Below are 13599 nucleotides of genomic sequence, written 5' to 3'. Positions count from 1 at the left end.
AAAGACTGACGGGTTAAACACCGAAACTGTGGGTCATTATCATTTGCTCCCTATGCTTTCTGTTCTCACCCTGCCCTCGCGTCTATCAATAGGCGCCATCGCGCTTGAGCACTACGCCAACGGTCTTAAACAGAATCGCGATGTCATTCCATAGCGACCAGTTTTTGACGTACCACGAATCGAAATAGACACGCGTTTCATAGTCAACGTCGTTACGACCGCTGACCTGCCACAATCCCGTCATGCCTGGTTTCGCCATCAGGTAATAATCGACATCACCGGCATAACGGCAGAGTTCATCTTCGATAACCGGACGCGGTCCTACGAGGCTCATATCGCCACGGACCACGTTCCACAGCTGCGGCAGCTCATCCAGGCTGGTTTTACGAATAAAGTGACCAACCTTTGTGATGCGCGGGTCATTTTTCAGCTTGAAGTCTTTGTCCCACTCGGCTCGGGCCACCGGATCGGTACGGAGCACCTCTTCCAGCACCTCTTTGGAGTTGATCACCATGGAGCGGAACTTCAGGCATTTGAATTTTCGGCCATTCATACCGACACGTTCATGACCATAAATTGGATTGCCACCGTCACGTCCGACAAGGAACCCTAACACCAGCAGGGCTGGGGACAGCGCGATGATAATGCTGAGTGCACCGACGATATCGAACGCGCGCTTCAGGCAGCGTGAGGTGCGTTTTGCCAGGTTGTTATTAACGCGCAAAATCATCACTTCGTGGCTGAAGATATACGCCATATCGGTGCCGTAGAGCGGTACACCACGCAGGGTCGGGATCACTGACACCGAACGGCAGTTGTGCATCGCCAACGTCTTCAACCAATTATCGCGGTACTGACTCTGCTCAAATTCAACGGCGACAATAAACTGCGTTTCATTGTTGGTAAGTTGCCAAAGCTCGTGTTCGCTGCGTAGCACCGGCACACCTTCGATGCTGGCTTGCGGGCAACTGCCATCAACATCGAAAAAGGCAATCACATCAAATCCCATCACCTCTTCGCTTTGCAGCGCCTGCCAGGCTTCCACGGCATTTTTGCTGCTGCCAATGATGATGGTCTGCTTTTTCCACAGTCCAAACCGGTTCAGCACACGTTTTGCAATGGCGCGCCCCAGCGGGATCAACATTAATGCCAGCAGCCAGGTCAGCACCCAGACGAAACGCGACATTTGCCATTGCGACAGTGCGGTAATGGACAAATCGATAACTGAGAAAATAAGAATGGTACGAAAGATCTCTTTCAACTCGAACCAAAAAGGTTTGCGATAGGTGAAATGACGCAGCCGCACCCAGAACCAGCCAACACAAATAATCGACAAACAGATGTGCGTGGCGATTTTTAAATTGAGGTCTTTTTCAGAAATATCTGCCAGTGGGGAATTCGTGAGCGAATTAATGAGTGCCAGAGCAATAAACAACGCCGCGTTGAAACAAATTAAATCCGAGCACGCCAGTAAAATTTTAGTGAGAAGACTTTTATAGGTAAATTCGTTATCGCGCATAATTAACTCTTTATTTTATTTCCCTAATCCTTAACGCCTCTGGCCTGTGTAATAAACGAGCGATATTGAAACTGTCATAAAACAGGCAATCTGCGGGGAAAATCTCTGGCGTTCATGTCAATTCCCTTACCGAGAAAGAAAGAAAATTGTGATAAATACCAACAGATTAGTCTGAATTCCTTCAACACTCTTGCAGACCAGATTCCCAGTTTAAAAAGTACTTCGGACACGCTACCGCCCTTGGCTGTCGCTGCCAATACCGCTTTACTTGCCCTAATTTCCCGTCCGTGGTTACCGGTTTGCCATGACAATAACTGGCCTTAACCGGGACACGATCACAATTCTCAACATTAAGAAGCTAAACAAGACGCTATTAACTACATAAGCGCAGACATTTACTAACACGTTGCTATACTAGTTATTACTGGCTTGTTTACAAGTAGACCCCGTGTTCCCTGCTCTCTTTTAGGAAAAAGACTACCAGTCATTAGTATTGATGCCATCCCTTTCAGGCCATTCCCACGTAAAAATCAGAAAAGTTCGATATTCAACTTCTGAGCAATTCGCATTAAAAACGAACGCAGTCACGCCCCGAAAACAATTAACCACAACAAATTCAGGTATGCGGTGTTTATCCATACATTCAACTTATCTGTCAAAAAACCCCTCTCGGATTAATCCTTATTACGCTGCTGCACTACGGAAATCGGCAAGGTCGGGGTATTTGTTCCCCTCACAGGATTAACTATGATAAGACTAAGCTCATTCTCAGACATTCAGGTGATGAAAGCATGTTGGAGTGGATCGCTGATCCCTCGCTCTGGGCAGGATTAGTCACGCTAATCGTTCTTGAGCTGGTTCTGGGCATTGATAACCTGGTTTTCATTGCCATTCTGGTGGAAAAACTACCCCCTGTGGTGCGCGATCGCGCTCGCGTGATTGGTCTGCTGCTGGCGTTGCTATTGCGCCTGGTTCTGCTGGCTTCGCTTTCCTGGCTGGTCACGCTGACCCAGCCGCTGTTTACCCTGTGGCAACACAGCTTCAGCGCCCGCGATTTGCTGCTGTTTGCCGGAGGGGTATTTCTCCTTTATAAAGCCACCACCGAACTGAATGACCGTCTTGAAGGCAGCGACGAGGACAACGGTCAAACCAAAAATGGCGCTAAATTCTGGCCGGTAGTTGCGCAAATTGTGGTGCTGGATGCCATTTTCTCGTTGGATGCGGTGATTACCGCCGTGGGGATGGTCAATGAATTGCCGGTAATGATGACGGCGGTGACCATTGCTATCTTGCTGATGTTAATGGCCAGCAAACCCTTAACGCGCTTCGTCAATAGCCACCCCACCATCGTGATTCTCTGCCTCAGTTTTCTGCTGATGATTGGCTTCAGCCTCGTCGCTGAAGGACTCGGTTTTATCATCCCGAAAGGTTACCTGTATGCCGCTATCGGTTTCTCGATTCTGATTGAAATGTTTAACCAGCTGGCGATGTTCAACCGTCGTCGTTTTCTCTCCGCAGGCCGTCCCTTGCGCCAGCGTACCGCCGAAGCCGTATTACGTATTTTGCGCGGAGAAGCACAGCGAGCAGAGCTGGACGCCGATACCGCCTCATTGCTAAGTGATGAAGAAGGCGCGCTATTTAACCGACAGGAGCGACGGATGATCGCACGCGTGCTGGGGTTGGGACAGCGTCAAATCAGCAGCATCATGACCTCACGTCACGATATCGAGCATATTGATCTGAGTGAAGATCCAGCGGAAATCATGGCCAAGCTCGACCGTAATCAACACACGCGCATTTTGATTACCGAAAAGGGCAATGAACCGCTCGGTGTCGTCCATGTGATTGATTTAATGCATCAGTCGCTGCACGCAAAATCACTGGATTTACGTTCACTCATCCGCCAACCGTTGGTTTTTCCCGAGCGCGTCACACTGCTACAGGCACTGGAGCAATTTCGTCAGGCACGCACGCATTTTGCCTTTGTTGTCGATGAGTTTGGCTCGGTGGAAGGTGTGGTTACCTTAAGTGATGTGATGGAAACCATTGCCGGCAATCTCCCCAATGAAGGGGAAGAGATTGATCCCCGCTACGACATCCAACCCGGCCCACAAGGTGGCTGGATTGCCAACGGACATATGCCGCTGGAGGATCTGGCGACCTATGTCCGGCTGCCGCTGGATGATAAGCGCAATTATCACACACTGGCCGGTTTGCTGATGGATAGCCTCCAGCATGTGCCGCAGGAAGGTGAGGAGTTGCAGGTGGGGGATTATTTATTGCGTACATTGCGGGTGGAAAATCATCGCGTCCAGAAGGTAGAGATTGTGCCGCTGGACAGAATAGGCGATCCACTTTCGTAACAGCGCGATAAATCGCGCCGTTACGTTGGTCAATCAAGGTTTCTTCTGTGATGATTGCTGACGATCCAGCCACTGTTCCAGTCGGTTCTTCGCTTCGCTTTGCAACTGCTGGCGCAATACCTGATCTACCGGCAGCGAGTACTGCAAATTATCCCACGGCCCGTACATCCGCAGGGGAATGGTCTGCTCATTCATGACCGCAGCCAGCTTCTCGTCCCCTTTCCAGCCACGCAACATCATATTGATGGTCACATCCAACTGACGGGTAAGCAGATTGATATTCCCCTGGCTCTGTACCGCCAGATGATTGCTGCCGCCCTGTAAATCAGGCAGCGTGACAACACCTTTATTCAGGCTGATGCGGCCACTCAGTTGCTGGATGCTCTGATCTTCGCCTTCATCATTGCTGACGCGATTGCTGACGCGCGCCACGGCACGGCTCACCATCTGTTGCAGATTAAGCTGCGCGAGTTGCAGGTTGCTCGCCGTCAGCTCTGCACTACCCTGCCACTTCTGTTTAGCATCATCAATGCTCAGACCACTGCCGCTCAAATCCCCTTGCAGAGATACCGTCCCCTGAAGCACTTCCGGCAAGGCAAACGCCTTCAGCAATGGCGCAATCGCCACCTGCTGCAATTTGGGTTGCAGTGTCACCGTGGTGATTGGATGACGAATATCGACAGTGCCCGGAATAGAAAATTGCCCGTCACCCAACTTGCCCTGTAACTGACTCAGCGTCATCAACCCTTCCTGGTTGCTCGCCGTCAGTTGCAACTGACTGAGCGTCAGGCCACGCCATACCGCCTGATCTGCCGTCAGGTTGAGCGCCAGATCCATCATATTCAGCGGAGAATCACTATTGTCACGTTCGCGTGGTTCCGCAATCACTGGCGTGCGTATCACAGTGGCATGCTGCGCGGCACTGCTATCAGTTGCCGGCGCACTGACCATCAGGTTATCGAGGTTAAGTGCCGTCGCATGCAATTTAAGATCAAGCCGCTGCGGCAGCATCAGGCTCCCTTCTGCACTGCCATCAAGAGAACTGTCGTTGGCGCTCAGCTGCAATTTATTAAAGGCAAACTGCTGCCGGTCACTGTTCCACTCACCCTCACCGCTTAACGTCCCTTTAATCCCCTGCGTCGGAAGATTCGCGCCATCAAGGGTGTAATCCAGCGCGTCAATGCTGCCACTGAGACGGTGGGGGTACTGAGCCGCATCGAACTGCCCTTTCAGGCTGACAGTGAAATTACGCTGATTACGTGAAACACGGGTGCTGAGATCGATGCTGGCTTGTTTGCTGGCATCCTGATTCAGGCTGAGATTGAAATCGCGGAAGTTATATTCGTCGCCACCCTGCTGCTGCCAGATAAGCAGGCTATCAGCAAGTCGTAGCTTACCGATATCAAAAGACCAGCCATTGCTGCTGGTGGTCGGCTCGGTATCACGCGGCCCCACAGGTGAGCCAGTGGGTTTTTGCGCATCGCTGTCGGGTGTGACACGAATGATGGCATTCTTCAGCATCACCTGACTGACGCTGAGTTGATGTGAAAGTAATGGCCAGAGATTCACGTCAAGACGCATATTCTCGGCGGTAACCAGCGGCTGGCTGGCACCCGGCGCTGTCAGGCTCATGCGCCCCGCGAGAATACTGAGCTGCGGCCATACATGCCAACGTAAATCGCCGTTAACCTGAAGCCGATAACCACTTCGTTGTTCCACCTGATGTACCATATAGGTACGAAAGTCGTTGGGGTTTACCAGCAACACCAGAGCGGTCATTCCCGCGACGACCACCACTAACAGGATGGCCAGCGTGGTTATCAATCTTCTCATTACTTCCTCAAAGTTTGACGATCAATCTTTGTCGATACGGCTGGCATCAGCACCCTGCTGACCGCGATATTTCGCATCTTCACGACGATTGTAAGGACGCGCTGCCGGACCAGAGAGCGGCTCAAAGCTTAATGCCCCAATCAACATGCCGGGACGCAACGCCAGCGGCAGCTTACCCGAGTTGTAAAACTCCAGCACAATCCGTCCCTGCCAGCCGGGATCAATACGGTGCGCCGTAACATGCACCATCAATCCCAGACGCGCCAGTGATGAACGACCATCCAGCCAGCCGACGAGATCATCGGGTATCGTCACCGACTCAAGCGTCACCGCCAGCGCCAGTTCCCCCGGATGCAGAAAGAAGGCTTCCCCTTCCGGCAGCACGATTTCATCGCTCATCACGCGGTCCAGCGCAGCACTCACCTCATGCTTCGGACCACTTAAATCGATAAAAGGTGCAGTGTGACCGCTAAACGTGCGGAACTGATTGCCCAGGCGCACATCTACGGTGGCCCCATTAATACGTTCAACCGGTGGACGCGGTGTGATCGCCAGCTTACCGCTGTCCAGCCAGGTTTCTATATCGCGATCGCATAATCTCATCGCTGTAACTCCATGATTTAAGTGTAGCGAAAGGTTGCCATTTGGTGACAACCTGAGCCGCACACGTCCATCCGGACGCGGTTTATTCGAAGAACTGGTTAATTTTTGCCTTGAGGATATCAATAGCAATACGGTTTTTCCCGCCGCGCGGCACAATAATGTCGGCGTACTGCTTGGAAGGCTCGATAAATTGCAGGAACATCGGGCGCACGGTTTTCTGGTACTGGCTCATCACCGAATCCATCGAACGACCACGTTCATTAACATCGCGTTTCATACGACGCATCAGACAGATATCCAGCGGGGTGTCGACAAAAATGGAGAAATTCATCTCCTGACGCAAGCGTGCATCAGTCAGCAACAGAATCCCTTCCAGAATGATCACTTTTTTCGGCTTCAGATGGATAGATTCAGAGGTACGGGTGTGCTCGACATAACTGTAAACCGGCAGATCAATGTTCTGGCCTGCCTTCAGCGCCTGCAAATGTTGCAGTAACAAGTCATGATCCATCGCGCTGGGATGGTCATAATTGGTTTTTACCCTCTCTTCCATTGTGAGATGACTTTGATCTTTGTAGTAGGCATCTTCCGGGATCACCCCGATATGCTCGTCACCGACCTGGTCACGGATTTCACGATAGAGCGTGCTGGCAATAAGACTTTTTCCGGATGCGGATGCACCTGCAATGCCAACGATCACGCACTGATGAGACTTGTCAGTCATACTTTTTTAAGACCTGATAACTGGAGCCTGTTGAAGCACATGCTTCGACGGGCCGATAATGAGAGGGTTTGGTTGGCGGCAATTATAGGGATTTCACCGGTTTGATGCCAGAGAAATGCAGCCGACACCTTTTCAGATTATCCCCTTTTGCAGCGGGGCGCATAATCGATACACTGTTCTTCATGCCGACGTGGTATGCAGCGTTGCGCCTGTTCGATTGTAAGCCCGCAAGGAGAAGTATGAGCTGGAAAACCCTGACGTATTTCGGTGACAGTATGTTGCTGATCCCCACCGCGGTGATCATCGCACTGGTGTTGCCGTGGAAAAGCGACAACCATCGTACCGTCTGGTACTGGTTGCTGGCATTTGGCCTCGCGGGTTTGCTGGTCAGCATCTCGAAAATCATGTTTCTCGGCTTTGGCATCGGCAGCGCCAGATTTAACTTCACCGGATTCAGTGGTCACAGTGCCATGTCAGCGACGCTCTGGCCGGTGATGATGTGGCTGGTGTCGGGTCGCTGGTCTGGTTTCTGGCGGCTGTGCACCATTGGTGTCGGCTACCTGATTCCGATGATGGTCGGCTTCTCGCGTCTGGTGATCCATGCGCATTCGCTCAGTGAAGTGCTTGCCGGCCTGATGCTGGGCTTTACCCTCAGCAGTGCGTTTCTGCTCAGCCAGCGCGACACCGCACTTAAAGGTTTTAGTCTGCCGCAGATGGGTGTCGCATTTCTGGTACCACTGTTATTGATGAGCCACGGGCGGGTTGCGACCACCCAGCAATTCCTTGAACGCTTCTCCGCTGACCTCGCCGGGCTGGAAAAACCTTATACTCGTGCGGATCTTTTTCGTCAGTGATCAGTCAGCCCTTTGTTAATAAAGGGCGATTCAATGCATTGAATAAGGTAGAAAAGTGAATTCGCGGCAGACATCTTTTCCAGATGTGCTAGCATTCCAGTTAGAGAATGACTGGCGCATTTTTCGTCGTGTTGCGAATGCGCGCTGCTGGATTCGTGCATGACCCTCGAAATTTTAACCTCGCAAGATGGCTCAAAGAAACATTGGCTCAACGCCCTCTACCTGGGGGTAGTTGCGTTTGTGCTGACGTTATTCTGTCTGGAATTGATCATTGTCAGCGGGCGTATTTCTCCGTTGTGGTTCTCCACCGCGTTAATGACCATTGTGGTGTTCCGCGCCCCGGTGCACCGCGTGCCGCTGTTATTATTAGGCTGCATGGTGGGTACTGCGTTAGCCAACCTCCTGGTGATTGGCCCGGCGGTCAGCAACCTCAAATTTGCCCTGCTTAACATGTTACAGGCGCTGATGGGCGGCATCATGCTGCGTGTGCTGCTCGATCGGCGCGCGCCCCTCGACTCACTGCTGGACTGGGGCCGTTATGTGGTCACTGCCGGTATTATCGCGCCTTTTGTCGGCGGCTTGCTGGCACTGTGGTTGTTAAGCGTCAGTGGCACCGCCTCGCTGCCGTTTTTCTCCACCTGGGTGATTTCTGAAGTCATTGGTATGCTGGCGCTGGGCCCGGTGTTGCTGCTGTGGCCGTTAGGAAAGCAGGAAAACCCGGTTGCGCGCCATCGCAGTATAGAAACGATCCTCACCCTGGCCTTTACCCTGCTTGCCAGCTACCTCAGCCTGCGTTATCTGCCGTGGCCCTTCACCTTTATTGTAGTGATCCTGTTTTGGTGTGCGATACGCTTACCCAAGTTCGAAGCCTTTTTACTGTTCCTGCTCAACTCCAGTTTTATCTCGCTGCTGCTGGCATTCAACCTGGTCAATCTCGGTCACGATGACCGTATGCTGGGTCAGGCTGGAACCTGGCTGCCCTTCCTGTTGGTGCTCATCCCCAGCCACGTTATGGCGCTGGTGATGGATGCATTCCAGCGTGAAAAAAATCATATCGCTGAGAGCGAAACCCGCTTCCGTAACGCTATGGAGTATTCCGCGATCGGCATGGCGCTGGTTTCCCCGCAGGGGAACTGGTTGCAGGTCAACCAATCGCTGTGCCGAACTCTGGGCTTTCCGGCGGAAGAGTTGCGTAAGCTCACTTTTCAGCAAATCACCCACCCTGACGATCTGAACAACGATTTACAGCAACTCAGGCGGCTGCTGGAGGGTGAAATCATGACTTACACCCTGGAAAAGCGTTATTTCCGCAAAGATGGCGAAACGGTATGGGCGCGCCTGACCGTCTCAGTGGTGCGGGATGCCCAACAGCAACCGCTGTATTTCATTTCACAAATCGTTGATATCTCTGAGCTTAAGCAGAGTGAGCAAGTAAATCGACGCCTGATGGAACGCATTACCCTCGCCAATGAAGCGGGCGGTATTGGCGTGTGGGAATGGAACCTGGTGACCGGTGAGCTGATGTGGGACAAACGCATGTATGAGTTGTTTGCGCTGGCACCGCATGAAGTCCCTACCTATGACCTGTGGTTACAACGGGTGCACCCGACAGAACAGGAATATGTCGCGCTGACGGTGCAGCAGGCGATTGAACGCCGCAGTGCGTTTCATATGGAATACCGCATCGGATTATCGGAGGGGATTCGTTATGTGCGTACCGAAGCCAACCGTATCCTCAGCCAGGATGGGCAGATCGAACGTATGCTCGGTATCAGCCAGGATATTACCCACCTGCGCACACTGAACGATGCCTTATTCCAGGAAAAAGAACGCATGGCGATTACCCTGGATTCGATCGGTGAAGCGGTGATCAGCACCAACGATGAAATGCAGGTCACCTTTATGAATCCGGTGGCAGAAAAGATGACCGGCTGGACGCAGGATGCCGCAGCAGGGATGGCAATCTCCGAGTTGCTTAACATCACGCATGGCCCTGCCGGGGCGCGGATCCACAATCTGCTGTTGTGTCAGCTTCCGGCAGAAAAAACCACGCCAGACCTGGAAGAAGAGCTGGTGTTGCACACCGCCGACGGGGGCGTATTCGAAGTCCATTACAGCATCACCCCACTGAAGACACTGACTGGCGAGAGTATTGGGGCAGTGATGGTCATTCAGGACGTCAGCGAATCACGCAAGATGATGAAGCGTCTGAGTTATAGCGCTTCTCACGATATGCTGACGCGTTTACCCAATCGTCTCAACTTTGAAAGGCAGTTTAAACGCTTGCTGAGTGATGCGGCAGTCAACCAGCATCAGCATGTGCTGGTATTTATCGACCTCGACAAATTTAAAGCGGTGAATGATACCGCGGGCCATGCTGCCGGAGATGCGCTGTTGCGCGAGCTGAGTGAGCTGATGCAACACCATATCCGCAGCAGTGATTTCCTCGCCCGCCTCGGCGGTGACGAATTTGGCTTGCTGTTGCCGGACTGCGAGGTCGATGACGTGCGCGAGGTGGTACAACGGCTGGTGACGGCGATCAATCAGTATCGTTTTATGTGGCTGGACAGTATCTATCAAGTCGGTGCCAGCGCCGGTATGACGCAGATTGACGAGCATAATTGCATCAGCAATCTGGTGATGTCCCAGGCCGACGTTGCCTGCTACAGCGCCAAACACGCCGGACGCGGGCAATATCATGTTTATCAGGAAATACAGATGTAATCTGCCTTGCCTGCCCGCGCGAGCTGCGCTAAAGTCGCCCCCTTTTTTCCGGCATGGGGGACAATAATGTTTATCGGATTCGATTATGGCACCGCCAACTGTTCCATCGCAGTCAGCGATGCGGGCACACCACGGCTGCTGACGCTGGAAAATGGCCAGCGCCTGCTTCCCTCCATGATTTGCGCGCCCACCCGCGAAGCTATCAGCGAATGGCTTTACCGTCACCATCAGGTGCCGACTCCCGATAGCGAAGGTCAGGCGTTGCTGCAACGCGCGTTGCGTTTTAACCGCGAAGAAGACATCGATGTGACCGCCAGCAGCGTCCAGTTTGGTCTTACTGCGTTGCAAAACTATATGGTTGAGCCGGAAGAGGTGTGGTTTGTTAAATCGCCCAAATCCTTTCTCGGGGCCAACGGCCTGAAACCACAGCAGATCGCGCTGTTTGAGGATTTAGTCTGCGCCATGATGCTGCATATCCGCCAGCAGGGTGAAAGCCAGCTCGAGCAGCCGATTGATCAGGCGGTGATTGGCCGTCCGATTAACTTCCAGGGTCTGGGCGGAGATGAAGCGAATGAGCAGGCGCAGGGGATTCTACTGCGTGCGGCTAAACGCGCCGGTTTCCGCGATGTGGAATTTCAGTTTGAACCGGTGGCCGCAGGTTTAGATTTCGAAGCCACACTGACCAAAGAGACACGGGTGTTGGTGGTCGATATCGGCGGCGGTACTACCGACTGCTCGATGCTGTTGATGGGACCGGAATGGCGCAATAAAGCCGATCGTCGCGCCAGCTTGCTGGGGCACAGCGGTTGCCGCGTGGGCGGAAACGATCTGGATATTATGCTGGCGTTCAAAACCCTGATGCCGCTGCTCGGTCTTGGCGGTAACACGCAGAAAGGCATCGCCCTCCCCGCCCTGCCGTGGTGGAACGCGGTGGCGATCAACGATGTTCCGGCACAAAGCGAGTTTTACTCTGCCGCCTGCGGCAAGCTTCTGCGCGACCTGGTACGTGATGCCCAGGATCCTGATCAGGTCGCATACCTGCTGAAGGTATGGCAACAGAAACTGAGCTATCGGCTGGTGCGTGCGGCGGAAGAAAGCAAGATCGCGCTTTCCGATCAACCGGTTACCTCCGCTTCGCTGGCATTTATTGCTGCGCAGTTACAAACGGAAACCAGCGCGGCACAGCTGGAAGAGGCGATCAATCAACCGCTGGAACGCATTCTGGAACAGGTGCATCTGGCACTGGCGACCTGTGAGACCAAGCCGGAGGTGATCTATCTGACCGGCGGCAGCGCCCGTTCACCGGTGCTGCGTGCAGCGTTACAGCAGGCATTACCGGATACGCCCATTGCCAGTGGCGATGATTTTGGCTCAGTCACCGCGGGCCTGGCCCGTTGGGCCGAGATTATGTTCGGTTAACCGAACATAATTTCTGTCGCGGCGCGATTTATCGCGCAGAATTGGAGGCGTCCCACAGGACGCCTCTTTGGTAAGTGATTAATCAGAAATTGATATTCGCCGCAATACCGCCGATAAACGCATCTTTCACTTCGCTCACGGCCCCCGGCGCTACAACATATTGCAGGTTTGGACGCAGTTGCAGCCATTTGGTCAACTGAGCGTTGTAATAGATTTCATAGTTATATTCAGAACCATCCTGAATCGGCAGATAGGTCGGGCTGTTGTAGTCCGTTTCACCATTCGCCGCATTTTGCTGACGTAATGCCGTGGTATAGGAGCTGTTTACGTGGATACGTGCTGCACCAATACCAATTTCGTCGGCAGGACGCGCATCAAACGGTCCTTTCCAGGTAAAGCTGATGGATTGATAGTTGTCGGTTTTTGAGGTTTTGTGATCGTTCATCACCGCCTGAACCGTGACGCCCAGACCACGGCTGGCATCGCCGCCCTGCGCCGTCAGCTGTTGTTGCAACAGGACATAACCACCATAGGCATGCGCCTGATCCTGGTAAGCGCCATTACGCCAGCTGCCATACACATCGCCATCAACTGACGAATAGTAGTAACCGATACGGTAGTTACCCGGCAGTTTGTCCGGGCCAAAGGTCGGTTTCCAGCCTAATTCCACCGGCACCATGTTGCCGAGTGAATTGTTCATATCAAGGCGGAAGCCATTGCCGGTATCGTAGTTTTTCGGGTTGTCGTTATAGAAGCCCACCTGGAAGAACACTTCCGGCGTAATGTTAACTTTGATACGACCGCCCCATTGTGAAACCGGCCAGTTGTACCAACGGTCGCCACGCCAGTTACCGGCCTGGCCACTGCCGAACGCCAGGTTCTGGAATTTGCTGTCGAAGTTATCGAAGTCTTCACCCACGGTGACACGACCCGCTTTGATATCGACCACGTCATTAAATAGTCCCTGGCGTAACCAGAATTGGGTTAAACGCCAGGTCTGACCGCGACCGTAGACTTCCTGAACGGAAGAGAGCGTGCCGCTTCGCGGATCGCCCACCTGATCAGAGATGTTGCGGCCATTACGGTCGGTAATGGTCATCTGGAATTCGGCATCCTGCCAGTTCAGCAGTTTTTCCAGATCGAGATTGACACCAAACGCCCACTGATCGCTGTAGCGCATCGAGGTGTTTTTGTCATAACCGCCACCAAGGTTAGAGGCGCTTTCCATGGTGTAGTTAACGTCAAATTTGACGCCATCGTTCTCAAGCTGCGTTCGGTAACCGCCCCAGTCACCAAACATATAGGGAGAATCGTAGCTGAATGCATCTGCTGCCACGGCAGATGCGCTCAGCAGAGCGAACATAATCGTTCCCGCGGCCAGACGGCTCGGGATGCGTTGCACTGCTTCTTTTCTGTTCATAATGGTTATTCTTTTGTGAGTTACTGGAAAGATCGAGCAGAGAATAGTGCTGAGGGTGGGGTGATTTTTGCAAATATGTGCTCAGAGTTCCCTGAGGTGACAGTTAATTAATGCAATTGTGACAGCGATCTATGAATGAA

General features: G+C 52.8%; 9 protein-coding genes. 4 read left to right on the top strand and 5 right to left on the bottom strand.

Annotation, left to right across the window (positions count from 1 at the left end; translation table 11 throughout):
• Positions 1 to 85 precede the first annotated feature (85 nt).
• Positions 86 to 1519, bottom strand: a complete 1434-nt coding sequence (gene wbaP, locus CTZ24_RS15530) for an undecaprenyl-phosphate galactose phosphotransferase WbaP (protein WP_021185980.1) — start codon at positions 1517 to 1519, stop codon at positions 86 to 88.
• 791 nt (positions 1520 to 2310) lie between these two features.
• On the opposite strand from wbaP, the gene CTZ24_RS15525 reads away from it, so the two are divergent.
• A complete protein-coding gene (locus CTZ24_RS15525; RefSeq protein WP_208723983.1) occupies positions 2311 to 3882 on the top strand; it encodes a TerC family protein in 1572 nt (523 codons plus the stop codon).
• Positions 3883 to 3915: 33 nt separating this feature from the next.
• Here the strand turns inward: CTZ24_RS15525 and asmA are convergent, their stop codons facing one another.
• From asmA to udk, 3 genes are all read right to left on the bottom strand, one after another.
• A complete protein-coding gene (asmA, locus tag CTZ24_RS15520) occupies positions 3916 to 5715 on the bottom strand; it encodes an outer membrane assembly protein AsmA (protein ID WP_208723982.1) in 1800 nt (599 codons plus the stop codon).
• Between the two features lie 21 nt (positions 5716 to 5736).
• On the bottom strand, positions 5737 to 6318 hold the full coding sequence (dcd, locus tag CTZ24_RS15515; protein WP_021185983.1) for a dCTP deaminase: 582 nt from the start codon (positions 6316 to 6318) through the stop codon (positions 5737 to 5739).
• A gap of 82 nt (positions 6319 to 6400) precedes the next feature.
• Positions 6401 to 7042, bottom strand: coding sequence for a uridine kinase (gene udk, locus CTZ24_RS15510; protein WP_021185984.1), 642 nt, complete (start codon positions 7040 to 7042; stop codon positions 6401 to 6403).
• A gap of 239 nt (positions 7043 to 7281) precedes the next feature.
• Between udk and CTZ24_RS15505 the strand changes: the two genes are divergently transcribed.
• From CTZ24_RS15505 to yegD, 3 genes are all read left to right on the top strand, one after another.
• Entirely contained in the window at positions 7282 to 7896 is a 615-nt protein-coding gene (locus tag CTZ24_RS15505) for a phosphatase PAP2 family protein (RefSeq protein ID WP_208723981.1), read from the top strand.
• Between the two features lie 159 nt (positions 7897 to 8055).
• Positions 8056 to 10620: a diguanylate cyclase gene (locus CTZ24_RS15500; protein ID WP_208723980.1), complete on the top strand. Its 2565-nt coding sequence runs from the start codon at positions 8056 to 8058 to the stop codon at positions 10618 to 10620.
• A gap of 66 nt (positions 10621 to 10686) precedes the next feature.
• Positions 10687 to 12039 carry a molecular chaperone gene (gene yegD, locus CTZ24_RS15495; protein WP_208723979.1) on the top strand — a complete coding sequence of 451 codons (1353 nt, stop codon included), beginning with the start codon at positions 10687 to 10689 and terminating at the stop codon, positions 12037 to 12039.
• A gap of 82 nt (positions 12040 to 12121) precedes the next feature.
• Here the strand turns inward: yegD and CTZ24_RS15490 are convergent, their stop codons facing one another.
• Complete coding sequence (locus tag CTZ24_RS15490) at positions 12122 to 13459, bottom strand: carbohydrate porin (RefSeq protein ID WP_208723978.1); 1338 nt, start codon at positions 13457 to 13459, stop codon at positions 12122 to 12124.
• Positions 13460 to 13599 lie beyond the last annotated feature (140 nt).

Source organism: Pantoea phytobeneficialis (genome assembly GCF_009728735.1).
Lineage (GTDB): Bacteria > Pseudomonadota > Gammaproteobacteria > Enterobacterales > Enterobacteriaceae > Pantoea > Pantoea phytobeneficialis.
Note: the sequence above shows the minus strand (reverse complement) of the source record. Positions and strands in the feature narration are given on the sequence as shown.

Excerpts from the sequence above, each read along its gene's own strand:
- dcd (WP_021185983.1), bottom strand. The coding sequence starts at position 6,318 with ATGAGATTATGCGATCGCGATATAGAAACCTGGCTGGACAGCGGTAAG.
- yegD (WP_208723979.1), top strand. The coding sequence starts at position 10,687 with ATGTTTATCGGATTCGATTATGGCACCGCCAACTGTTCCATCGCAGTC.
- CTZ24_RS15500 (WP_208723980.1), top strand. The coding sequence starts at position 8,056 with ATGACCCTCGAAATTTTAACCTCGCAAGATGGCTCAAAGAAACATTGG.
- wbaP (WP_021185980.1), bottom strand. The coding sequence starts at position 1,519 with ATGCGCGATAACGAATTTACCTATAAAAGTCTTCTCACTAAAATTTTA.
- CTZ24_RS15505 (WP_208723981.1), top strand. The coding sequence starts at position 7,282 with ATGAGCTGGAAAACCCTGACGTATTTCGGTGACAGTATGTTGCTGATC.
- CTZ24_RS15525 (WP_208723983.1), top strand. The coding sequence starts at position 2,311 with ATGTTGGAGTGGATCGCTGATCCCTCGCTCTGGGCAGGATTAGTCACG.
- CTZ24_RS15490 (WP_208723978.1), bottom strand. The coding sequence starts at position 13,459 with ATGAACAGAAAAGAAGCAGTGCAACGCATCCCGAGCCGTCTGGCCGCG.
- asmA (WP_208723982.1), bottom strand. The coding sequence starts at position 5,715 with ATGAGAAGATTGATAACCACGCTGGCCATCCTGTTAGTGGTGGTCGTC.
- udk (WP_021185984.1), bottom strand. The coding sequence starts at position 7,042 with ATGACTGACAAGTCTCATCAGTGCGTGATCGTTGGCATTGCAGGTGCA.